This window comes from Micromonospora sp. NPDC000316 (assembly GCF_042898885.1).
Classification (GTDB): Bacteria; Actinomycetota; Actinomycetes; order Mycobacteriales; family Micromonosporaceae; genus Micromonospora.
The window spans coordinates 1-21116 of sequence record NZ_JBIAZG010000007.1; the positions used below are offsets into that span (position 1 = coordinate 1).

Genomic DNA, 21116 nt, shown 5'->3' on the forward strand with positions numbered 1-21116 from the left:
TCTCGCCGTCGTGGGGGCGCCCCCCCCCGGGGTTGTTGCTGGCCCCCCACCCCACCCAAAACCCCCCGGCCCCCCCCGCCCCCGTGGTGGCGGCCCCCCAACACGACGAACGAGCCCCGGTCGATCCCTGAGGATCGCCCGGGGCTCGTTAGTTGGTGCAGGGGTCAGGCCACGTCGAACCGGTCGAGTTCCATGACCTTCGTCCAGGCCGCGACGAAGTCGGTAACGAACTTGTCCCGCGCGTCCTGGCTGGCGTAGACCTCGGCGAGGGCGCGCAGCTGGGAGTTGGAGCCGAAGATGAGGTCGACCGCGGTCGCGGTCCACTTCACCTGGTCGGTCGCCAGGTCCCGAATCTCGTACACGTGCTCCTCGGACTCCGACGCCTTCCACCGGGTGCCCGGAGAGAGCAGGTTGGCGAAGAAGTCGTTGGTGAGAACACCGGGCCGGTCGGTGAGGACACCGTGCTGCGCACCGCCCACGTTGTTGCCGAGAGCGCGCAGACCACCGATGAGGACTGTCATCTCGGGCGCGGTCAGGTTGAGCATGTACGCGCGGTCGATGAGCAGCACCTCCGGCTGGGTCTTCTCGCCGGGGCGCAGGTAGTTACGGAACCCGTCCGCGCGCGGTTCGAGGACGCGGAAGGACTCGACGTCGGTCTGCTCCTGGCTGGCGTCGGTGCGGCCCGCCCGGAACGGCACTGTCACCTCGACGCCGGCGTCACGCGCCGCCTTCTCGACAGCGGCCGAGCCGGCGAGCACGATCAGGTCCGCGAGCGAGATCTTCGCGCCACCGGCGGAGTTGAAGTCCCGCTGGATGCCTTCCAGGGTCTCCAGGACCGTCGCGAGCTGCTCCGGCTGGTTGACCTCCCAGTTGCGCTGCGGCTCCAGGCGGATCCGGGCACCGTTGGCGCCACCGCGCTTGTCGGTGTAGCGGAAGGTGGCGGCCGAGGCCCACGCGGTCGAGATCAGCTGGGCGGTCGTGAGGCCGGACTCCAGCACCTTCGCCTTGAGCGCCGCGATGTCGGCGTCACCCACGACCTCGTGGTCGACGGCCGGCACCGGGTCCTGCCACAGCTGGGCCTCCGGGACCCACGGCCCGAGGAAGCGGTCCACCGGACCCATGTCGCGGTGCAGCAGCTTGTACCACGCCTTGGCGAACGCCAGCGCGAACTCGTCCGGGTTCTCCAGGAAGCGCCGCGAGATCTTCTCGTAGGCCGGGTCGACGCGCAGCGACAGGTCGGTCGTGAGCATCGTCGGCTTGTGCTTCTTCGACGGGTCGTGGGCGTCCGGGATGATCGCCTCGGCGTCCTTGGCGACCCACTGCTTCGCACCACCCGGGCTCGTGGTGAGCTCCCACTCGTAGCCGAAGAGGATCTCGAAGAAGCGGTTGCTCCACTCGGTCGGCCGGTCGGTCCAGGTCACCTCGAGGCCGCTGGTGATCGTGTCCCCGCCCTTGCCGCTGCCGTGGGTGCTCAGCCAGCCCAGGCCCTGCGCCTCCAGGGGGGCGCCCTCGGGCTCGGGGCCGACGTGGTTGTCGGCGACAGCGGCGCCGTGGGTCTTGCCGAAGGTGTGGCCACCGGCGATGAGGGCGACGGTCTCCTCGTCGTTCATCGCCATCCGGCGGAACGTCTCGCGGATGAAGTGCGCCGCGGCGAGGGGGTCGGCGTTGCCGCGCGGGCCCTCCGGGTTGACGTAGATCAGACCCATCTCGGTCGCGCCGACGCCGGCCACCATCTCCTTCTCGGAGGCGTAGCGCTCGTCGCCGAGCCAGGCGTCCTCGGGACCCCAGAAGATCTCCTCCGGCTCCCAGACGTCCTCACGGCCGAAGCCGAAGCCGAAGGTCTTGAAGCCCATCGACTCCAGGGACACGTTGCCGGCGAGCACCAGCAGGTCGGCCCAGGAGATCTTCTGGCCGTACTTCTGCTTGACCGGCCAGAGCAGCCGGCGGGCCTTGTCCAGGTTGGCGTTGTCCGGCCAGCTGTTGAGCGGGGCGAACCGCTGGCCGCCGTCGCCGGCGCCACCGCGGCCGTCCTCGATGCGGTAGGTGCCCGCGGCGTGCCAGCTCATCCGGATCATCAGGCCGCCGTAGTGGCCGAAGTCGGCCGGCCACCAGTCCTGCGACGTGGTGAGGACCTCGGTGATGTCCCGCTTGAGGGCCTCGACGTCGAGCTTGGCGAACTCCTTGGCGTAGCTGAAGTCCTCTCCCAGCGGGTTGCCCTTTGACGAGTGGGCGTGCAGCACCGAGAGGTCGAGCTGGTTGGGCCACCAGTCCCGGTTGGACCGCGGACGACCACCGGTCTTCGGGGTCGGCGAGTCGATCGCCGGGTTCTCGCTCTCGCTGCCGTGGGCGGTCACGGAGTCGTGCGCAACGGGGCAGCCGGCGGCCGCCTTCTCGTCCACGCCCTGGGGGCTGACAGGGCGGTTGTCCTGGGTGTCGCTCATGTACTTCCTTCCGAACTGGCGAATCACTGGGAGGTGCGTGCGGTCGCGCAGCCGGGGCAGGTGCCCCAGTAGACGACCTCCGCCTCGTCGACCACGAAGCCGTGGTCATCGGAGGCGGTGAGACAGGGAGCGTGGCCGACAGCGCATTCGACGTCGGCTATCGCGCCGCACGAGCGGCACACGACGTGGTGGTGGTTGTCCCCCACCCGCGACTCGTAGCGGGCGGTCGCCCGGGCCGGCTGGATGCGCCGCACCAGACCGGCGTCGGTGAGCGCGCGCAGCACGTCGTACACCGCCTGGTGGGAGATCGTGGGGTGGTCCGCCCGGACCAGCGCGATCACCGTGTCGGTGTCGACGTGCGGATGATCCCGCAGCGCCGCGAGCACCGCCAGCCGGGGCCGGGTCACGCGCAGCGAGGCCCCCCGCAGCTGGGCCTCGATGTCGGACGTCACCGGCAGACCATAGCTCGCTCTTTTGGAATAAATCAAGTTTATCGCCGGCCTCGGCTCGCTCACGTCCCGCCCACCGGGCGGAGCGGGCCAACGCGGCCCGGTGGCTGCTGGACCGCTTGCGGGCTGCCCCGCCGCTCGCGGGGCAGCGCCTGGAATCGACGCCCGATGGATGAGATCACCGGCCACCGAGGCTATGGCAGGGGCGGCCCCGCCCGGCCGGAAACGGCGGAACGTCCCCCGACCGGGCCTCCGGCTCAGGAACGACGGAGCGCGGGCGCCATGGCCGCCAAAACGAGCGTCGCCCAGACCGGCACCCAGAGGGGCCACTGCTGCGCCAGCGTGCCGAGCGCACCCCCGACCGCGTACGTGGCGAGGGTCAGCAGCCCGAGCAGTGAGCCTTTCCGGGCCTGCGACCGCTTGTTGCCCGAACCAGCGATCCAGCTGACGATCCGCTCGCCGGTCTTCGCGACGGTGCCCGACTGGTACGTGATGGTGGTGGCGACCCCGGCGGTACGCACGAACAGCGTCGCCAGGGAGCCCATGGCCAAGCCGCCGAAGGCAGCCAGCACCGCCCGGGACTGCGGGCTGGTGCGGCCGTACTCGAGGAGGACGTTGACCGCCGACCAGACCGCCATGGCGATCACGGTGGCGGCGAGACCGCGGGTCGCCGACGTACGGGGAGGGCCCATCGCTCGCAGTCGCGCCACCACCCCCGCGCCGGCGCCGAACGCCACCAGTGAGGTCAACGCGGCCGGCCAGGCCGGGTGCCGCCCGGCCGGACCGATGCCGAGGAAGATCGCGTTGCCGGACTGGTTGGCGACGAAGACGCCGTAACGCAGGAACGCGAAGGCGTCGACGAAGCCGGCGGTAGCGGTGGTCACCGCCAGGGCCAGGATCGGATAGCGGAACACGCGGTAGGCGTCCTGCGGGTCGGGCTGACTCGGAGGACGCGCTGGCTGCCCGGATCCAGTGCTGGCCATCGGATCTCCACTGTTGCGGGGCTTGCGGCGTCCGGCTCGTGATTATCGACCTCCCGATACTCGATGCAGCATATAGAGCGAAGAGGTGGTATTCGCCCGGTTCGGACACCCACCCGGTCACCGGGTGGCGGCACCGCTGTCGAGATACTCGGCGAGCCGGGCCGCTCCGGTGAGCATCGCCCGGCCGCGTTCGGTGAGCCGGTGCCGCCACTGACGCAGGGACGCGGCGAGCGGTTCGGCGCCGCCGGCGTCGCGCACCTGACCCAGGACACCGGCGATGTGGTCGAGCCGGTACCCGCCCCGGCGCAGCAGGTGGGCGAGTTCGGCGTCACGGACGTCGTCCGGCGAGTAGAGGCGGTGCCGGGTTGTCGAGTCGCGCACGGGCTGGAGCAGACCGGCACGCTCCCACTTGCGCAGGGTCGCCGGCCGTACGCCGAGCCGGTGCGCCAGCGCGCTTATCGGCACGGCTCGGCGGCTCTGCGGCTCACGCTCGACGCCGACGAGGAGCGGGACCGCCGCCTCCACCGCGTCGAGGGTCTCCCGGTCACGTTGCAGCAGTGCGTGGCCGCGGTCGACGACCCGCAACGCCGTGTCGATCTCACCCCGGTTGACCGCACGCATGATCTCGCCACCGGCCGCGTAACCGTGGCCGGCGACGAGCGCGAGGTAGGCGTCCAGCGCCAAGGCGTGCGCCTCGGTGAACCGGCGGTAGCCGCTCGGGCTGCGCTGCGCCGGCGGCAGGACGCCGTCTCGCTCGTAATTGCGCACGGCCTGCGCGGAGAGGCCGTGGGCACGGGCGAGGTCGACCGGTCGACGTACCCCAGGGTTTGAGGGTTTTGTGGGTGTCATCGCGCTCAATCGCTCGCAAGTCTCAAACGGTGGTTCAACGATACGGTCGATGGAATGACGTTCTTTCTCGACCTGCTCGCCGTACCCCCGGACCTGCTCGCGCTCGGCGAGCCGACACATGGCGAATCCGCCTTCCTCCAGATCCGCAACCAGGCCTTCGCGTCGCTGGCCGAACGCGGCTACCGCTCGATAGCCGTGGAGAGTGACCGGGCGGCCGGGCTGATCGCCGACGCGTTCGTCCAGGGCGACATCGGCGTGACGCTCGACCGCGCGCTCACCGAGGGTTTCAGCCACGGGTTCGGGGCCGCACCGGCCAACCGCGACCTGCTGCTGTGGATGCGCGAGTGGAACAGTGGTCGGCCGGCCTCCGAGCGCCTGACGTTCCACGGCTTCGACGCCCCACTGGAGATGGATCACGCACCGAGCCCGCGACGCCACCTCGCCCAGGTCTGTGACTATCTCGACTCGGACCGGTTCGCCGAGATCGACGCTCTGATCGGCGACGATGCCCGGTGGAGCGACCCGGCCGCGATCTGGGAGCCGGGCCGGTCGGTCGGGCGCTCCCCCGACGCCGAACGCCTGCGGGTGATCACCGACGACCTGCTGACCGAGCTGCTCCTGCGGGCACCCGAGCGCCCCGAGGGCTGGCCGGCGGCGAACGTGGCGGCGACCAGCGCTGTCGCCCTGCTGCGCTACCACGCCGAGGCCGCCGCGCCGCTCCCGCAGGAGGAACGCTTCGCCCGTCTGGCCCAGGTCCGGGACGCGCTGATGGCCGAGAACCTGCTCGCGATCCGCGCGGCCGAGGCGCACCGTGGGCCGACGCTTGTCTTCGCTCACAACCGGCACCTCCAGCGCAATCCGAGCACGATGACAGTGGCCGGAGTCGACACGCCGTGGTTCGGTGCCGGCACTATCGTCGGCGCGCTGCTCGGTGACCGGTACGCGGTGATCGTCGGCAGCCTCGGCGCGAGCCCCGCGCTCGGCATCGACGCGCCCGGAGCCTCGACGTACGAGGGCAAACTCCAGCGCGACGCACCCCTCCCCCGGTACGTCCGCGCTGCCGACGTGGAGCCCGCCGAGAAGAGGTCGCACGACTACAGGTACTTCCCGCTCGACGAGGCCACGATCGCGCACGCGGACGGGGTGCTGCACATTCCGACAGGCATCGGCCCGGCGACGATCGCCGAACGGATTTCCGCGTTGCCCGGCGTCGAACAGCTCGTGGCGAGCGCCGAGAACGGCTCGCCGGACGGCGCCTGGGGCGACCGCTTCTTCTACGTCGGCCCGGACCGCCGCCAGCCGTTCGCCACAATCGTCGAGCACGACGTACCCGGCTTCGACGACAGCTCCCAGCTCGACCGGCCCGGCGTCTTCCGGCTCAACCTGGACCTGGGCCGGGCCGAGTTCGAGAGGCTGTTCGGCTTCGCGCCAAAGGACTTCGAGGCCCACCGCGACAGGTTCGACTTCGCTCGACTGGACACGGTGGTGCCGCACCCCGGCTACGCGCTGTACGGCTTCGCCAGCATCGTGATGCCCGGCCCGCAGATGCTGCCCGAGATCGACCGACTGCTCACTGTCGCGCACGCCCGAGCTGTCGACCGGCACGAGCGGGCGGCGCGCAGGCCGCGGTAACGGCGGCTCACTGGGGCGGTGTGGCCCCCGACTGCTCGCTCACCAGGTACGCCGCGTACCAGTCGGGCCAGTTGTCGTCCGTCTCGCCGGTGCGCTTCTCGTGCTCGCCGTGTGCCGCCGCCGCGCGTCGCAACGCGCCCGCCAGGTCGCTCGCCGACCCGAACGACGTCAGGCCATCCTCGACGCGGCCAGGCAGCCTGGTCGTGATCTCCTGCATCAGCCAGGTGTTGCCGTCCGGGTCGCGCAACGTGGCGCGCGAGAAGTAGCTGCGCCGCTCGGGATCCAGCCCGTCGACCGGGCCGTCCGGCCCGACATGGAAGACGTCGCCCACCGCGACGCCCGCGGCGACCAGGGCGTCGCGGGCCGCCTCGATGTCAGAGACGATGAGGTACGCCGTGGACGAGCCGGGCGCCGCCGACGTGAGGCCCGGGCCGAACTGCACCGAGCAGCCGCTGCCGTGCGGGGTGAACTGGACAATGCCGGGCGGTGTCTGGTCGAGCCGCCACCCAAGGCGCACGTAGAACGCCTTCGCGCGGTCAACGTCCGACACCGGTACGACGATCACCTCAAGCTTCGTGTCGAGGTTCTGGACGCTCGCCGTCACACTCGCGTCTGCCTGGGCGGTCTTCGGGCACATCGCGGCCTCCCCTGGGTCGAGCAGCGGCGTACCCGGTGGGCGGTGTCGCATGCACGCGACGCGGCGGCCGAGCACTGTCGGCGATCTCGTCGGACCGGGGAATTTCCCTGAGCCCGCCCTCTGGGGCGGGTGTTCCTGCCTATCGTTGCGTGAGGCCGCGACCTCACTGATCGAGATGTGCGCGAAGCGCCGCCGCTATCTCGCCCGCCGCCCGGAGTTGGTCCGGCGTGAGGGCGTCGACGAAGAGGTCGCGGATCGCGCGCAGGTGCGGCACGGTCGCCCGCCGGAAGGCCTCCGCTCCGCTCGGGGTGAGGAGCACCTCCGCACCGCGGGGGACGGTCGGGGACTCCTGGCGGCGGATGAGCCCGCGCCGCTCCATCCGGCCGAGGTGGTGGGAGAGCCGGCTGCGCTCCCACCCGATGTGCGACGCGAGTTCGGAGGAGCGCATCTGCTGGTCCGGTGCCTCGCTGAGCGCGAGCAGGACGGCGTAGTCCCCCGGTGACAGCGAGGACTCGACCTGGAGGCGTGATGTGAGCTGGGAGTTGAGCGCCCCCGTCGTCTCGACGAAGTCTCGCCAGATCCGTAGTTCCTCAGCCGTCGGCAGTTGGCGTCGCCGCCGCTCGGGTGTGGCCTCCGTCATCTGCTCCCCCGGAATTGACGTGTCAATCACCACGTTAGCATCATTGACACGTCAACCGGCGAGACGCCTTCACGGCTGGTTCGACCGCAAAGGAGCACACCATGTCTGACCTCGAGTTCGGCCTCGACACCTTCGGCGACGTACCGCAGGACGACTCCGGCATGCCCCTCTCGCACGCGGCCGCGATCCGGCAGGTCGTCGACGAGGCGGTGCTCGCCGACGGGCTCGGCGTCGACGTCATAGCCCTAGGCGAGCACCACCGGCCGGAATACTCGGTGTCGACCCCGGAGACGGTGCTGGCGGGCATCGCCACCCGCACCTCGCGAATCCGGCTGGCCTCCGGGGTGACAGTGCTGAGCTCGGACGACCCGGTCCGGGTGTTCCAGCGCTTCGCCACTGTGGACGCGCTGTCGAACGGCCGGGCCGAGGTCATCCTCGGCCGGGGCTCCTTCACCGAGTCCTTCCCCCTCTTCGGCTACGACCTGCGGGACTACGACACGCTGTTCGAGGAGAAGATCGACCTGTTCGTGAAGCTCCTCGACGAGAAGCCTGTCACCTGGAGCGGCACCCTGCGTGCCCCGCTGGACAACGCCGACGTCTTCCCGAAGACCGAATCGGGCCACCTCAGCACCTGGGTCGGCGTGGGCGGCTCACCGCAGTCGGTCGTGCGCACCGCCCAGTACGGGCTCCCGCTGATGCTCGCGATCATCGGCGGCTCGCCCGAGCGCTTCGCGCCGTACATCGACCTCTACCGCAGGGCGGCCGACCAGCTCGGCACGACAGCGCACCCGGTCGGGATGCACTCGCCCGGCTTCATCGCCGACACCGACGACGAGGCGAAGGAGATCTACTGGCCGCACTACCGGATCATGCGGGACCGGATCGGCGCGCTGCGCGGCTGGGCACCGATTCGCCGTGCCGAGTTCGACGCCGAGGTGGAGCACGGATCCCTCTACATCGGCTCGCCGCAGACCGTGGCCCGCCGGATGGCCGACGCGATCCGCGGCCTCGGCGTCGGTCGGTTCGACCTCATCTACACGGCGGGAGCGCAGCCGGTGAGTGCCCGGATGCGGGCCGTCGAACTCTACGGTTCGACGGTGATCCCCATGGTCCGCGAGCTGCTGGCAAGCTGACCGACCCCCGCGCCGACATCGGAGGGATGACATGTTCGACAACGGCCAGACCCTCGCCGTGCTCGGTGCCGGCAAGGTGGGCACCGTGCTCGACCGGCTCGCCCTCGCCGCCGGCTACCGGGTGCTCGTCGCCGGCTCCGGCGACCCGGCGAAGATCGCCCTCACCGTCGAGGTGCTGACACCCGGGGCGGTCGCCACCACGGCTGTCGACGCGGTGGCCGCCGCCGACGTGGTCATCCTCGCCCTGCCGCTGGGCAAGTACCGCACGGTTCCCGCCGAGGCGCTGCGCGGCAAGCTCGTGATCGACGCCATGAACTACTGGTGGGAGGTCGACGGCATCCGCGACGACCTCACCGACCCGGGCACCTCGTCCAGTGAGACCGTCCAGGCGTTCCTGCCCGGCGCGCGGGTCGTCAAGGCGTTCAACCACATGGGCTACCACGATCTGGAGGATGGGGCGCGGCCGGCGGGAGCGGCTGACCGCAAGGCCATCGCCATCGCGGGCGACGACCGCGCCGACCGCGCCGCCGTGGCCTCAGTCGTGGACGCGTTGGGCTTCGACCCGGTCGTCGCCGGTGACCTCGCCGAGGGCGTACGTCTCGAACCGGGTAGCGAGTTGTTCGGCGCCAACGTGAGCGCCGACGAGGTGCGTGCCATGCTCGACCGCTTCCCCGAGTCGGAGCGTGGACGGGTCGTCGCCGCGGCGCGGGCCCGCTGACGGCGACGGTCACGCTCGCACTCACCGCGCGGCAACAGGGGCGAGCGCCGGCCCGGCGGGGCGCTCAGCGGGGCGGGTGCGCGGAGGTCCAGCCCTGCCGTTGCAGGCGTTCGATGCCGTCCAGCAGCAGGTCCAGCGCGAACTCGAACTCGAACTGGTCGTCGCAGCCCTGCCCGACGACCGACTCGTCGTCGTGCGACGCCGCCGTGGCGATCTCCGCGAGGTGCGGGAACCGGAGCGCGACCTCCGGCGGCAGGGCGGCCGACGGGGCGGGCTCGGTCGCGCCGGACCGGCCGGCCCGCCGGGAGTCGTCGAACAACTCCTGACTGAAGCCCAGGATGCGGCTGCCCATGGCGTGCATGACGTGGTGGGTGAGGTCGACGGAGAATCCGCCGGATCGGAACGCCCCGACCATCGAGTCGAGGTAGGCCAGGATCGCCGGTGTCGCCATGTTCCGTGTGTCGATGGCGAGCGGCGCCCAGGGGTGGCGCAGCAGCGCCTGCCGCGCGGAGAGAATGCGCCCCCGGACGGCCTGCTTCCAATCGGCGTCGGGCATCGGCGGGTCGATCTCGGCGACGACCACGTCGATCATGCTGTCGAGCAACTCGTCCTTGTTTGCCACGTGCTTGTAGAGGGCCATCGGCACGACGCCCAGATCCTTGGCGAGGTTGCGCATGCTCAGGGACTCGATCCCGGCCTCGTCGGCGAGCGCGACGGCGGCGCGCAGGACCCGATCCCTGCTCAACGGCGTCCGGCGCAGCGTCTCCACCTGCTCAGCCATCTCGATCCTCGTCTCCCGGCGGCGGTTGAAACCATAACCGCATTGACTGGTGTACGGCGTACACCTACAGTGTTTCCCACGAGGTGTACGCCGTACACCGGCAGGGAGGCGAAGATGAAGGCGATCGTGCAGGACCGATACGGCCCCCCGGAGACGCTCCAACTCGCGGACGTCGACACACCGGTGCCCGCCGCCGACGAGGTGCTCGTGCGGGTCGAGGCCGCCGCGCTCAACGCGTACGACTGGCACGCCATGCGGGGCGAGCCACGGATGGCGCGGTTGGCCATGGGCGGGTCACGGCCCCGAGCGCGCATCCGTGGCCGCGACTTCGCCGGCCGCGTCGAGGCGGTCGGCGCCGACGTTCGGCAGGTCCACCCGGGCGACGCCGTCTTCGGCGATCTCGGCGACGCCAACGGCGCCTTCGCCGAATACGTGTGCGTGCCCGCGAGCCTGATCGCACCGAGCCCGGCAAACCTGACACCGCAGCAGGCCGCCGCGCTGCCGCTGGCCGGCGTCACCGCGCTCATGGGACTGTGCGATGTCGGGCAGGTCCAGCCAGGGCACCGTGTCCTCGTCAACGGCGCCTCCGGCGGTGTCGGCACCCTCGCCGTGCAACTGGCCAAGGCGCTCGGCGCGACAGTGACAGGGGTGTGCAGCACCCGCAACGTCGACCTGGTCCGCGCTCTCGGCGCCGACCACATCGTCGACTACACCCGCGACGACTTCACCCGCGACGCACGCCGACACGACGTCGTGTTCGACCTGGTCGGCAACCGCTCACTCACCGCGCTCCGGCGGGCGCTCACCCCGACCGGGACGCTTGTGCTCTCCGGCGGCGGGGTCTATCGCGGCAGCAGCCTCGTCGGACCGGTCTGGCTGCTCGCCCGTGGGCGGCTGCTGGCGCCCTTCGTCCGGCAGCGCATCGTCACCCTCACCGCGGCACCCAGCCGGCAGCACCTCGAATCGCTGCGCGCCCACGCCGAGGCCGGCCGTCTCACGCCGGTCGTCGACCGGAGCTATCCGCTCCACGAGGTGCCCGACGCCATCCGGTACCTCGAAGGTGAACACGCCCGGGCGAAAGTGGTCATCTCCGTCTGACACGCCGGCCGGCGCCGGCGAGCAGCAGAGCGAGCAGCGCCGCCGGTACCGCGAGCAGACCCCACGGGTGCCGCGCGGTGGCCACCACGAAGGGCAGCGGCCCGGCCCCGGGCTCGATCAGGCCGTGCACCTCGTACCGGCCGAAGGTCGTCACGCTCAGCGGCACCCGGATCACGTAGTCGCGGCTCTGCCCGGCGGGGACGGTACCGACGGGCGGGGCGGCCACCATCGTGTGCACCCGCCCGGGGCGGCCGGCGAGCACCGTGACCGGTGGCTCGATCACGTCGACGGAGCCCGGGTTGTGCAGGGTGAGCCGCACGCTCATCTCGCCAGGCAGGCCGAACCAGCCGCCCACCCCTGACTCGTCCACCGCGTGCAGGCCGGCCAGGGTCAGCACCGCCGGCCCGGTCGTCACGGCAGCCGGCGTGGATACGCCCGCCAGCGGCAGAGCCACCGTGGCGGTGGTCGCGCCGGTCGGGGTCCGTACGCGCAGAAGGCAGGGGCAGGCGACCGGCGGCGCGGCGAGCAGCACCGGCACCCGGGCACTGCCGGTGGCCCGCACCTGGCCGTCGGTGGCCCGCTCCGTCGCGCAATCGAGCGCGCCCCGACGGCCCTCGTTGCCGCAGACCGCGATCTGGACCACGCCGGCCGGCCAACCGTCGAGCGCCACCAGCACCCGGTCTCCCACCCGGTGGGTCCCTTCGGGCAGCGCCACGCGGGGCTGAACGTCAGGTGCCCGGTCGGTGCCGAGGGCCGACCCGGTGGATGCCAGCAGGACGGCAACGACGGAGACGACGAGCAGGGCAAGCCGCTTCACGACGTGCCGCTGAGCGGCTCGGCACCGCGCGGCTCGGCACCGGTCGGTGACCTGCTCGCGGACGCCGATGGGGTGGTCGTGGACGCCGGGCGGGTGGCGGAGCGGCGACGCCACCGCCGTACGCCGAACCAGCCGGCCACCGCGGCGAGCAGAGCGATGAGCAGCCACGGGGGGGCCCAGACGCCCGCCGTGCGGAGCACCGGAGGCAGCGCGGTGTCGGTGGTGGTCGGGGCGAGGTCCACAGTGGCGGACAAGCGCACTGCCGGCGGAACCCCGGTGATCCGTTCGGTCACCGCGAAGGTGGCGCCGGGTAGCAACTCCGGTAGGTCCACGGGGGCGGTCCGGGCGAGTTCCCAGCCGAAGGGCCCGTCGACGATGACCGAGCCGGTTCCGCCGACCCGAACATTGCCCGTGTTGCGCAGCAGGTAGCTGACCGTCAGGTCGCCGCCGCCGAGCGGGTTGACCGGATTGTCGTACGCCACCGTGACCGACTCGACGGCGACGGCGGGTCGCACCTCCCCGGTCACCCGGAGGTAGACCCGGGCCGCGAGCCGCTGGTCCATCCGGACCCGCTGACCGTCGGCGGTGGTGCCGGCCTGCCACAGGGAGGCGATCATCCCACCGGCGTGGTCGCCTGGGGAGGCGTTCTTCGGCACGGTCAGCCGGAACGGGATGTCGGCCCGCTTGCCGGGCGGCACCGTCCAGCGACGCTGCTCCAGGCGCATCCAGGAGCCCACGTCCACGGCGGCCTGGTCGGCGGGGAGCAGGGCGAACGCGCCGTCGGTAGTGGTGTGGGCATCGGTGCCGTACACGTCGAAGGTGAGCGGCCGATCGCTCAGGTTGGTGACGCCGAGATGGTCGGTGAGCGTGCTGCCGGGTGTCAGGTCGTAGATGAAGTAGTTGCGTCCGGTGGGCCCGTCGGGGCTGGACGGCTGTACCGCCCACCGCGCGACCGAGTTGCCGGCGGCCGGAGCAGGGGTGGGGCTCGGTGCGGCGACGGCCAGCGAGGCCGGGGCCGTCACGGCCAGCACGGCGACGAGCGCGGCGCAGGTCCGGGACAGGGCGGTGGTGCGAGGCATGGGTGCGGCTCCGGGGTGTTACCAGGTGCGGTCGGGCCGGTGGGGCGGGACGGGAAGTTCCCGCCCCACCGGCTACCGACGCTGACCTAGGAGAGGGTCAGAGTGAGGGTCGCGGCGTAGTCGCCGGCCGTGGCCGACGCCGGGATCCCCAGGTTGAGCTGGGCACCGCAGTTGAAGGTGCCGTTGCTCGTGCCGGTGGGCGAGGTGCAGAGCGCACGCGCCCCACCCAGGCCGGCACCGGGTGCGGCGGTCGCACCCGGGGTGACCACACCGGGCGTACCGCCCAGGGGGTCGGCGACCACGCTGGCGCTCGGCACCCAGCCCAGGTTGTCGGCGGCGATGCTGCCGCCGGCCGAGGTGAAGTCGGAGACCTGACCGACCAGGCTCCAGCCGGCGTTGGTGCCGCGCAGGTCCGCCACCGTGGCGGCGTGCAGCGCCCCGCTGGCGACCTGGCCGTTGCTCACCGCGGGCAGGGCGACCGTGTCACCGGCCACACCGAGGGTCAGCGGGCCGCCGGTGACGGTGGCGGTGATCCGCTGACTGGCGTTCGCGCCGCCCGAACCACCGCCGGCGAAGGTGACCGGGGTGAAGGTGTCCTGGCTGCGATCGGCCGAGCCGCGGGCGGCGAAGGTGATCACGTAGCACTGCACGGCGGTGCAGTCGACCTCCTCACCGGTACGGGCGGTGTAGGCAGCGCTGACCGACAGGGTGGTGTTGAAAGTGCCGTCGGCGTTGAGCCGGTCCCGGGCGTCGGTCGGCTCGTTGGTCTTGTTCACCCACTTGGTGGTCTGCAGGATTCCCGCGTTGGCCCAGTGCTCGGCGACCTTCGGTCCGAAGGAGACGTAGAAGCCGGCCGCGCCGTTGGCCTCCGGATCAAAGCCGCTGCCCCGCACGGTGATGGTCGACCCGTTCGGGTCGAGCCCGCCGGGCGGGGTGACGGTGACCGCCGGACCGGCTGGCTCGGCATCGCCCGTGGTGAAGGTGAACGACAGCGGGTCGAGCGCCTCACCGGCGGCGTAGAAGCCGTTGAATGCGCTGGCACCCGCGGCGGTCAGCGTGGCCGCCAGGTTGGTGCCGGTCACCGTACCGCCACTGCTGGCGGGGTTGCCGGCGATGGTGGCGATGGTGGCCTGGTGGACCGAGACCGGCTCGACCTCGTTGGTGACCAGTTCCACGTCGGCCTTCAGCTCGGCGGAGCCGCCGGAGACGGAGACCGTCGGGTTGGCCAGGGTGATGGTGAAAAAGTGCGCCGGGTAGGAGAAGACGACCTTCCCGCCGTACTCGGCGGTGATCGCCCCGGTGGCGGGGTCGTGGGTGCCACCCGTCGACGGGAACGTGAAGGTCCCGTCGGTCTTGATGGTGGCGCCGTCGCTCGCCGCGAGCGGCGGATTCCCGTTGCCGGTCTTCACGTAGTTGCGGAACGAGGACTTGAAACCCCAGTTCAGGCTGCCTCCGGTGATCTCGGCCTCGGCCGCCGAGGCGGGGCCGGCGCCGACGAGGGCGGCCGACGCGCCGAGGGCGACGACTGCCGCCCATCGCATCGACCGGCGCCAGGTGGCACCGGCTCTGGATCGGACCATGTTTGTTTCCCTTCACGGAACGCACTGCGGACCCGCAAAGGTTAGGCAACCCTAACTAAGTACACCCTCACTCGTTTGGCTAAAAGATCTTCATCCGAAGAACCCCTTGTGACCTGCGTGTTTCTAACTTAGGTTAGCCAAACCTTAGTCAGTTCCCCCTGGTGATCCATCTTGTGAGGAGTCCGATGCGAGCACTGCGTCGCGCCGCTCTGCCCGCCGCCTTGATTACGGTGAGTGTCGTCGTCGGTGCGCTTCCGGCATACGCCGGCACCGCCCGCGGCCCCGGAGGTCAGACCCTCACCGCCACTCCGAGCACCGGGGTGAGCCGGGCCGGGACGAGCGTCACCGTCACCGGCAGTGGGTACGACACCACCAAGGGCATCTACGTCGGATACTGCGTCGACAACGGCGCCGGCCAGACACCGACACCCTGCGGCGGCGGAGCCGACACCAGCGGCAGCCTCGGCGCCTCGCACTGGATCTCGAACAACCCGCCCAGCTACGCGGGTGACCTGGCCACCCCGTACGGCTCGGGTGGCTCGTTCCGGGTCACCGTGAAGATCACCCCGACGATCGGCGACGTCGACTGCACGGTTCGCCGGTGCGTGGTCGCCACCCGCGCCGACCACACCCGACCCGCCGACCGATCCCAGGACGTACGGGTGCCGGTGACCTTCGCCGCCGCGCCCGCACCGAGCCGCAGCAGCGCGGCACCACCGACGACCGGCAGTGGCACCGCCGCCGGTGCGGCCCAGCCGGGCGGTGCCGGCACGGTTGCCGCCGGGCCGTCGACCGCGGCGCTCCCGTCGGCCCCCGGGACCACCGCTGGCGGTGGTGCGACAGGCGGCGCACCGGTCGACGCGGGTGGCACCGCCCCGACCGTCGGCACCGCGCCCACGCAGGCCGAGGTCACCCGGGTCAGCGCGGCATCGAACGTCGACGTCGGCCGCTGGTGGCCGGTCGCGCTCGGCGCGTTCCTCGTGCTCGTGACGCTCCTGATCGGACTGCGCCGCCGGCGACGGAAGCTGGCCCAGTGAACCGCCGCACCGCCGTCCTCTCCGCCCTGCTCGTCCTGCTCGCCGGCACCGCGTTCGGCTGCGCCGAGCAGACCGCCGCCGCGCCGTCGGCCACCGCCTGCGGTCCGGTCACCGCCACCGTCGGCCAGTCCGACGTCACACCGCTCACCCCGACACCGGTTCCCGCCCTGCCGGTGACCATTACCTCCGCCGACGGCGTCCGCACCACGGTCACCAACGCCGACCGGATCCTGCCGGTGAACCTGTACGGCTCGATCGCCGAGATCGTGTTCAGTCTCGGCCTCGGGGGCAACGTCATCGGCCGGGACACCGCCACCACCTTCCCCGCCGCCGCGCACCTGCCCGTGGTCACCCCGGCCGGGCACGACCTCTCCGCCGAGGCGGTGCTCGACCTGAACCCGAGCGTGATCATCGCCGACGACAGCATCGGCCCACCGGAGGCGCTCAAGCAGTTCCGCGCCTCCGGGATCCCGGTCGTGCTGGTCGACGCCGAGCAGACGCTCGCCGGGGTGGGAGCGCACGTCCGCGCGGTCGCCGCCGCTCTCGGCGTCGTCGAGGCCGGCGACCAGCTCGTCAGCCGGGTCGAAGGCGAGATCGCCGAGGCGAAGCGCGGCGTACCCCGGAACACGGCACCCCTGATCGCCTTCCTCTACCTGCGCGGCACCGCCGGTGTGTACCTGATCGGCGGCGAGGGCGCCGGATCCGACGCCATGATCGAGGCAGCGGGCGGCGAGGACGCCGGCAGCGCGATCGGGCTGTCGAAGTTCCGTCCGCTGACCAGCGAAGGCCTGATCAACGCCGCCCCGGACGTGATCCTGGTGATGAGCGGTGGGCTGGCATCCGTCGGCGGTGTCGACGGGTTGCTGAAACTCCCCGGCGTCGCGCAGACCCCCGCTGGTGCCGCCCGTCGGATCGTCGACATGGACGACGGTGTCCTGCTCACCTTCGGCACCCGTTCCGGGCAGGCCGTCCAGGCCCTGGCCCGCGCCGTACACGCGTGCGGAGCGGCGTCATGACCGATGTGGACACACGTCCCGTCGCACGGCCAGGCCCCGCACGCCCCGCCGGGAAGCACCCCCGGCGTGGCCGGCTGCTGGTCGCCGGGCTCGCGCTCGCCCTGCTGGCGGTCGCCCTGGTCGCGGCGGGCCGCGGGCAGGTCCAGATCTCCCCGGCCGAGGTGCTCGGCTCGATCCTGCACCGGCTCGGTCTGGACGTCGGCAGCCTGCCGGCCGCCCCGCAGGGCGAGAACGCGCTCTGGATCGTCCGCTTTCCCCGGGTGGTGCTCGCCGCCGTGGTCGGCGCCGCGCTCGGCTCCGCCGGGGCCATCATGCAGGGCGTCTTCGGCAACCCACTGGCCGAGCCAGGTGTCATCGGCGTCTCCGCCGGAGCCGCCGTCGGCGCCGCGCTGGCCATCGCCGCCGGGGTCACCGTCCTCGGCGCCTGGACCGTGCCGGCGGCCGCGTTCGCCGGTGGGCTCGTCACCACATACCTGGTCTACCTGCTGGCCCGGTCCAACGGCCGGACCGAGGTGGTGACCCTGGTGCTCACCGGCGTCGCGGTCAACGCGGTCGCCGGGGCGGCCATCGGGCTGCTCATGTTCGTCGCCGACGAGTCCGGCGTACAGTCCATCGCCTTCTGGAACCTCGGCAGCCTGGCCCAGGCCAACTGGTCGGCGGTCTATCTGGCCGCGCCGTGCCTGGCACTCGGTCTGGCCGTCGCTCTCGTCGACGCCCGCCGGCTCGACCTGCTCGCGCTCGGCGAGCGCTCGGCCCGGCACCTCGGCGTCGACGTGGAGCGGCTGCGGATCCGGATGATCGTGGTCACCGCGCTGCTCGGGGCAGCCGCGGTCGCCTTCACCGGCATCATCAGCTTCGTCGGCCTGGTCGTCCCGCACCTGGTGCGAATGGTCGCCGGGCCGGGCCACCGGGTACTGCTGCCGGCCAGCGCGCTCGGCGGCGCGATCGTGGTGGTCCTCGCCGACCTCTTCGCCCGTACCATCGTCGAGCACCAGGAACTTCCGCTCGGCGTGCTCACGGCGGTGGTCGGCGGGCCGGCGTTCTTCTGGCTGCTGCGGCGCACCCGGGAACGCTCCGGAGGTTGGGGATGAGCCGGACCGAACGGATTGGCGCCGGACGTTTCCGGCTGTTCGGCCGGGGCCGGACCGCCCCGCCGCACGCGCCGACCCACACCCCGGACGTACGCATCGACGTCGCCGGACTACGGGTGCAGCGCGCCGGCCGGCCCGTGCTGGACCAGGTCGACCTGCGGGTACGCGCCGGCGAGGTGCACGCCCTGGTCGGCCCGAACGGCGCCGGCAAGTCCACCCTGCTGGCCGCGATCAGCGGCGATCTGCCGGCCACCGGCACCATCGAGGTGGACGGCCGCGCGCTGCGGGAGTGGTCACCGGCGGAGCTGGCAATGCGCCGGGCGGTGTTGACCCAGCGCAGCACCCTGAGCTTCCCCTTCACCGTCGAGGAGACGGTCCGGATGGGACGGGCGCCGTGGGCCGGTCTGCCCGAGGAGGAGCAGGACGACGCCATCGTCGCCGAGGCCATGAGCCTGTGCGACGTCGCCCGCCTCGCCTCCCGGCAGTTCCCGTCGCTCTCCGGTGGGGAGCAGGCCCGCGCCGCGCTGGCCCGGGTGCTGGCCCAGCGCGCCGCGGTCCTCCTGCTCGACGAGCCGACCGCCGCGCTCGACCTGCACCATCAGGAGTTGGTCATGCGGATCGCCCGGGATCGCGCCGCAGACGGGGACGCCGTCGTCGTCGTGCTGCACGACCTGGCTCTGGCCGGGGCGTACGCCGATGTGATCACCCTGCTCGGCGACGGCCGGGTCCGCGCCGTCGGCCCACCCGCCGAGGTGCTCACCGCCGCGCTGCTCAGCGAGGTGTACCGGCACGACATCGAGGTCGTCCCGCACCCGCGCAACCAACTGCCGCTGGTCGTACCCCTCCGCCACCGCCCCGCCGCGCACCCGTCAACGACGCCATCGACCGGCCTTACCGCCACTTCGGAGAAGACATGATTGTCACCACGACCCCGTTCTCGGCCCGCGTCCGGGCCGCCAGCGCGGGAGCCCACGAGACCGCGGAGTCCCAGCGGTACGTCTCCGCCCTGCTGGCCGGAGAGCTCGACCTGGCCGGATACGCCGACCTGGTGGTGCAGCACCACGCCATCTACGCCGCGCTGGAGGCCGCCGGTGACCGGCTGCGCGACGATCCGCTGGCCGGGCCCTTCGTCGATGCCGCGCTGATCCGGCTCCCCGCCCTCGAAGCGGACCTGGCGCACCTGGTCGGCCCCGACTGGGCCGACCGGACCGTACGGACTCCGGCCACCGTTGCGTACGTAGACCGGATCCGGGAGGTCTGCGCGGACTCGCCGGAGCGCTTCATCGCCCACCACTACACCCGTTACCTGGGCGACCTCTCCGGCGGCCTGCACATCGGCCGGTCGGTGGTCCGACACTACGGCCTCGACGACGGAGCGGGGGTCGCCTTCTACCGCTTCGACGACATCCCGCGCCCCAAGGTGTACAAGGACGCCTACCGGGCCCGGTTGGACGCGCTGCCGCTCGACGAGGCGACGGCGAACGCGCTGCTGGAGGAGGTACTCGTGGCATACCAGCACAACACCGACGTCTTCGCCGCGCTGGCCGGACACGTGCCGGCCGGTGGCGGCATCGATGCCACGGCGGCCGTGGCATGAGCGGGCAGCCGTTCGGCCCGGACGTGGTCGCTGCCGTCAGCCGGCACATGAACGACGACCACGCCGCGGACACCCTGCTGATCTGCCGCTCTCTCGGCGGCTGCCCGACGGCTACCCAGGCCCGGACGACCGGTCTGGACGCCGACGGGATGGACTTCGTGGCCACGGTGGACGGCCTCGATGTGGCGGTCCGGGTCCCGTTCGCCCACCGGCTCACCGAACGTGCCGAGATCCGCCGCGAGGTGGTCCGGATGTACCGGGAGGCCTGCGGACAGCTCGGCATCGAACCCCGCCCCGCCGGCTGACAGCGCCACGCGTCTGCGGGCCGGTGTGGTGGCTCGCGCGGGCCGGTTCAGCCGGCCCGCGCGGCGGTGCTCTCCCGGCGGATCAGCCGGAACGGCGTCTGCACCGTGAGCGGGCCGGCCACCGGTGTGCTCTCGATCCGGGCCACGAGGCGCCGCACCGCCAGCCGGCCGATCGCCTCCTTGTCCGGTGCGATTGTGGTGAGCGTCGGCGCGCCGAACCGCCCCTCCTCGATGTCGTCGATGCCGACCACAGCGACATCCTCGGGCACCCGGCGGCCGGCCTCGGTGAGGGCACGCAGCGCGCCGATCGCGATCAGGTCGTTGTAGCCGAACACCGCGTCCGGTGGCTCGTCGAGGGCGAGGAGGTCCCGCATGGTGCGCCTGCCCTCCATCCGGTCGAACCCGTCGGTGCGGGCTACCAACTGAGGGCTGTAGGGCAGGCCGGCTGCGGCCAGGGCCTCCCGGTAGCCGCGGAGGCGCAACTGCGCCGACTGCCGCTCGTCGCCGGGTGGCGCGCCGATGAACGCGATCCGGTGGCGGCCGATCGCCACCAGGTGCCGGATCGCGGCGTGGCTCGCGGCCACGTTGTCGATGGCGATGTGGTCGTACGGGGTGTCGTAGACGCCCTCGCCGATGAGCACCAGTGGGGTGCCGGCCCTGCGGTCGAGCACCTCGGCGCGGCCGACGCGCACGGGGCTGAGAATCAGACCGTCGATGATCTGCCGCCGTGAGCCGTCCAGGAGCAGCCGCTCCGCGTCGCGGTCCGCGGCGGTGTTCTCCATGACCAGTGTGTAGCCGAGCCCGGCCGCCTCCCGGATGGCGATCTCGGCGAGCTCGGCGAAGTAGGGGTTTGTCAGCTCCGGGATGGCCAGTGCGATCAGCCCGGTACGCCCGCGACGCAGGTGCCGGGCGCTGAGGTTGGGGCTGTAGCCCAGCTCGTCGACCGCCTGCTGCACGCGCTGGCGGGTCCGCTCCCCCACCGGCCGGTATCCGTTGACCACGTTGGACACCGTGGCCAGCGAGACACCCGCGCGCTCGGCGATGTCCTTCAGGCTCACGCCCATCGACCCACCCTTTCCGGAGCCACCCGAGTGTGGCGGTCGGCGCGGACATCTGAGTATGCATCGACGAACAAGGATTGACCGCAGGTCCACCCTCCTCTATAACGTTATATATGTAACGACGGGTGTCAACAATGTTGCCGGTCGTCGCCGTAGGAACCCGCCGCCATCC

The 21116-nt window shown here is 72.0% G+C and carries 21 protein-coding genes; 10 read left to right on the top strand and 11 right to left on the bottom strand.

What is annotated here, in order from left to right; translation table 11 throughout:
- Window positions 1-164 precede the first annotated feature (164 nt).
- From katG to ACFY2Q_RS16495, 4 genes are all read right to left on the bottom strand, one after another.
- Window positions 165-2441: a catalase/peroxidase HPI gene (katG, locus tag ACFY2Q_RS16480; protein ID WP_387130953.1), complete on the bottom strand. Its 2277-nt coding sequence runs from the start codon at window positions 2439-2441 to the stop codon at window positions 165-167.
- A gap of 23 nt (window positions 2442-2464) precedes the next feature.
- Complete coding sequence (locus ACFY2Q_RS16485) at window positions 2465-2893, bottom strand: Fur family transcriptional regulator (protein ID WP_387130955.1); 429 nt, start codon at window positions 2891-2893, stop codon at window positions 2465-2467.
- Window positions 2894-3147: 254 nt separating this feature from the next.
- Window positions 3148-3873, bottom strand: coding sequence for a YoaK family protein (locus ACFY2Q_RS16490; RefSeq protein ID WP_387130957.1), 726 nt, complete (start codon window positions 3871-3873; stop codon window positions 3148-3150).
- Between the two features lie 117 nt (window positions 3874-3990).
- Complete coding sequence (locus ACFY2Q_RS16495; RefSeq protein WP_387130960.1) at window positions 3991-4722, bottom strand: TioE family transcriptional regulator; 732 nt, start codon at window positions 4720-4722, stop codon at window positions 3991-3993.
- A gap of 54 nt (window positions 4723-4776) precedes the next feature.
- On the opposite strand from ACFY2Q_RS16495, the gene ACFY2Q_RS16500 reads away from it, so the two are divergent.
- The gene (locus tag ACFY2Q_RS16500) at window positions 4777-6354 is read left to right on the top strand and encodes a DUF6194 family protein (RefSeq protein ID WP_387130961.1); all 1578 of its coding nucleotides are present in this window, start codon (window positions 4777-4779) and stop codon (window positions 6352-6354) included.
- Window positions 6355-6361: 7 nt separating this feature from the next.
- Here ACFY2Q_RS16500 and ACFY2Q_RS16505 read toward each other — a convergent pair whose 3' ends face one another.
- Window positions 6362-7042: a VOC family protein gene (locus tag ACFY2Q_RS16505; RefSeq protein WP_387130964.1), complete on the bottom strand. Its 681-nt coding sequence runs from the start codon at window positions 7040-7042 to the stop codon at window positions 6362-6364.
- 112 nt (window positions 7043-7154) lie between these two features.
- Window positions 7155-7664, bottom strand: a complete 510-nt coding sequence (locus ACFY2Q_RS16510; protein WP_387130966.1) for a MarR family winged helix-turn-helix transcriptional regulator — start codon at window positions 7662-7664, stop codon at window positions 7155-7157.
- Between the two features lie 68 nt (window positions 7665-7732).
- Between ACFY2Q_RS16510 and ACFY2Q_RS16515 the strand changes: the two genes are divergently transcribed.
- Window positions 7733-8764, top strand: coding sequence for an LLM class flavin-dependent oxidoreductase (locus tag ACFY2Q_RS16515; protein WP_387130969.1), 1032 nt, complete (start codon window positions 7733-7735; stop codon window positions 8762-8764).
- Window positions 8765-8795: 31 nt separating this feature from the next.
- Entirely contained in the window at window positions 8796-9482 is a 687-nt protein-coding gene (locus tag ACFY2Q_RS16520) for an NADPH-dependent F420 reductase (protein ID WP_387130971.1), read from the top strand.
- A 64-nt stretch (window positions 9483-9546) separates the two neighbouring features.
- Here the strand turns inward: ACFY2Q_RS16520 and ACFY2Q_RS16525 are convergent, their stop codons facing one another.
- Window positions 9547-10263 carry a TetR/AcrR family transcriptional regulator gene (locus ACFY2Q_RS16525; protein ID WP_387130974.1) on the bottom strand — a complete coding sequence of 239 codons (717 nt, stop codon included), beginning with the start codon at window positions 10261-10263 and terminating at the stop codon, window positions 9547-9549.
- Between the two features lie 114 nt (window positions 10264-10377).
- Here ACFY2Q_RS16525 and ACFY2Q_RS16530 point away from each other — a divergent pair, with 114 nt between their 5' ends.
- The gene (locus tag ACFY2Q_RS16530) at window positions 10378-11361 is read left to right on the top strand and encodes an NAD(P)-dependent alcohol dehydrogenase (protein ID WP_387130976.1); all 984 of its coding nucleotides are present in this window, start codon (window positions 10378-10380) and stop codon (window positions 11359-11361) included.
- Here ACFY2Q_RS16530 and ACFY2Q_RS16535 read toward each other — a convergent pair.
- The 3 genes from ACFY2Q_RS16535 to ACFY2Q_RS16545 form a co-directional block, all read right to left on the bottom strand.
- Window positions 11348-12178 (bottom strand): hypothetical protein, encoded by an 831-nt coding sequence (locus ACFY2Q_RS16535; RefSeq protein ID WP_387130977.1) that lies wholly within the window; start codon window positions 12176-12178, stop codon window positions 11348-11350. The genes ACFY2Q_RS16530 and ACFY2Q_RS16535 overlap by 14 nt on opposite strands.
- On the bottom strand, window positions 12175-13257 hold the full coding sequence (locus ACFY2Q_RS16540; RefSeq protein WP_387130980.1) for a WxL protein peptidoglycan domain-containing protein: 1083 nt from the start codon (window positions 13255-13257) through the stop codon (window positions 12175-12177). Before ACFY2Q_RS16540 ends, ACFY2Q_RS16535 begins: the two co-directional genes overlap by 4 nt.
- Window positions 13258-13343: 86 nt before the next feature.
- Window positions 13344-14837: an HtaA domain-containing protein gene (locus tag ACFY2Q_RS16545; RefSeq protein ID WP_387130982.1), complete on the bottom strand. Its 1494-nt coding sequence runs from the start codon at window positions 14835-14837 to the stop codon at window positions 13344-13346.
- Between the two features lie 185 nt (window positions 14838-15022).
- On the opposite strand from ACFY2Q_RS16545, the gene ACFY2Q_RS16550 reads away from it, so the two are divergent.
- Genes ACFY2Q_RS16550 through ACFY2Q_RS16575 form a run of 6 tightly spaced genes read left to right on the top strand, consistent with a single transcriptional unit; the run spans window position 15023 to window position 19883 of the window.
- Window positions 15023-15874 carry a hypothetical protein gene (locus ACFY2Q_RS16550; protein ID WP_387130985.1) on the top strand — a complete coding sequence of 284 codons (852 nt, stop codon included), beginning with the start codon at window positions 15023-15025 and terminating at the stop codon, window positions 15872-15874.
- On the top strand, window positions 15871-16890 hold the full coding sequence (locus ACFY2Q_RS16555) for a hemin ABC transporter substrate-binding protein (protein WP_387130987.1): 1020 nt from the start codon (window positions 15871-15873) through the stop codon (window positions 16888-16890). Before ACFY2Q_RS16550 ends, ACFY2Q_RS16555 begins: the two co-directional genes overlap by 4 nt.
- Window positions 16887-17981 carry a FecCD family ABC transporter permease gene (locus tag ACFY2Q_RS16560; protein ID WP_387130990.1) on the top strand — a complete coding sequence of 365 codons (1095 nt, stop codon included), beginning with the start codon at window positions 16887-16889 and terminating at the stop codon, window positions 17979-17981. Before ACFY2Q_RS16555 ends, ACFY2Q_RS16560 begins: the two co-directional genes overlap by 4 nt.
- Window positions 17978-18898, top strand: coding sequence for a heme ABC transporter ATP-binding protein (locus ACFY2Q_RS16565; protein WP_387130991.1), 921 nt, complete (start codon window positions 17978-17980; stop codon window positions 18896-18898). The genes ACFY2Q_RS16560 and ACFY2Q_RS16565 overlap by 4 nt, the downstream gene beginning before the upstream one ends.
- Entirely contained in the window at window positions 18895-19578 is a 684-nt protein-coding gene (locus tag ACFY2Q_RS16570; protein ID WP_387130993.1) for a heme oxygenase (biliverdin-producing), read from the top strand. The genes ACFY2Q_RS16565 and ACFY2Q_RS16570 overlap by 4 nt, the downstream gene beginning before the upstream one ends.
- Complete coding sequence (locus ACFY2Q_RS16575) at window positions 19575-19883, top strand: DUF2470 domain-containing protein (RefSeq protein WP_387130994.1); 309 nt, start codon at window positions 19575-19577, stop codon at window positions 19881-19883. The genes ACFY2Q_RS16570 and ACFY2Q_RS16575 overlap by 4 nt, the downstream gene beginning before the upstream one ends.
- Before the next feature lie 47 nt (window positions 19884-19930).
- Here ACFY2Q_RS16575 and ACFY2Q_RS16580 read toward each other — a convergent pair whose 3' ends face one another.
- Entirely contained in the window at window positions 19931-20947 is a 1017-nt protein-coding gene (locus tag ACFY2Q_RS16580) for a LacI family DNA-binding transcriptional regulator (protein WP_387130997.1), read from the bottom strand.
- Between the last annotated feature and the right edge of the window lie 169 nt (window positions 20948-21116).

Coding starts and splice junctions, on each gene's coding strand:
- ACFY2Q_RS16530 (WP_387130976.1), top strand. CDS start 10,378: ATGAAGGCGATCGTGCAGGACCGATACGGCCCCCCGGAGACGCTCCAA.
- ACFY2Q_RS16570 (WP_387130993.1), top strand. CDS start 18,895: ATGATTGTCACCACGACCCCGTTCTCGGCCCGCGTCCGGGCCGCCAGC.
- ACFY2Q_RS16565 (WP_387130991.1), top strand. CDS start 17,978: ATGAGCCGGACCGAACGGATTGGCGCCGGACGTTTCCGGCTGTTCGGC.
- ACFY2Q_RS16495 (WP_387130960.1), bottom strand. CDS start 4,722: ATGACACCCACAAAACCCTCAAACCCTGGGGTACGTCGACCGGTCGAC.
- ACFY2Q_RS16580 (WP_387130997.1), bottom strand. CDS start 20,947: ATGGGCGTGAGCCTGAAGGACATCGCCGAGCGCGCGGGTGTCTCGCTG.
- ACFY2Q_RS16560 (WP_387130990.1), top strand. CDS start 16,887: ATGACCGATGTGGACACACGTCCCGTCGCACGGCCAGGCCCCGCACGC.
- ACFY2Q_RS16550 (WP_387130985.1), top strand. CDS start 15,023: ATGCGAGCACTGCGTCGCGCCGCTCTGCCCGCCGCCTTGATTACGGTG.
- ACFY2Q_RS16500 (WP_387130961.1), top strand. CDS start 4,777: ATGACGTTCTTTCTCGACCTGCTCGCCGTACCCCCGGACCTGCTCGCG.
- ACFY2Q_RS16505 (WP_387130964.1), bottom strand. CDS start 7,042: ATGCGACACCGCCCACCGGGTACGCCGCTGCTCGACCCAGGGGAGGCC.
- ACFY2Q_RS16545 (WP_387130982.1), bottom strand. CDS start 14,837: ATGGTCCGATCCAGAGCCGGTGCCACCTGGCGCCGGTCGATGCGATGG.
- ACFY2Q_RS16525 (WP_387130974.1), bottom strand. CDS start 10,263: ATGGCTGAGCAGGTGGAGACGCTGCGCCGGACGCCGTTGAGCAGGGAT.
- katG (WP_387130953.1), bottom strand. CDS start 2,441: ATGAGCGACACCCAGGACAACCGCCCTGTCAGCCCCCAGGGCGTGGAC.
- ACFY2Q_RS16520 (WP_387130971.1), top strand. CDS start 8,796: ATGTTCGACAACGGCCAGACCCTCGCCGTGCTCGGTGCCGGCAAGGTG.
- ACFY2Q_RS16540 (WP_387130980.1), bottom strand. CDS start 13,257: ATGCCTCGCACCACCGCCCTGTCCCGGACCTGCGCCGCGCTCGTCGCC.
- ACFY2Q_RS16575 (WP_387130994.1), top strand. CDS start 19,575: ATGAGCGGGCAGCCGTTCGGCCCGGACGTGGTCGCTGCCGTCAGCCGG.
- ACFY2Q_RS16490 (WP_387130957.1), bottom strand. CDS start 3,873: ATGGCCAGCACTGGATCCGGGCAGCCAGCGCGTCCTCCGAGTCAGCCC.
- ACFY2Q_RS16515 (WP_387130969.1), top strand. CDS start 7,733: ATGTCTGACCTCGAGTTCGGCCTCGACACCTTCGGCGACGTACCGCAG.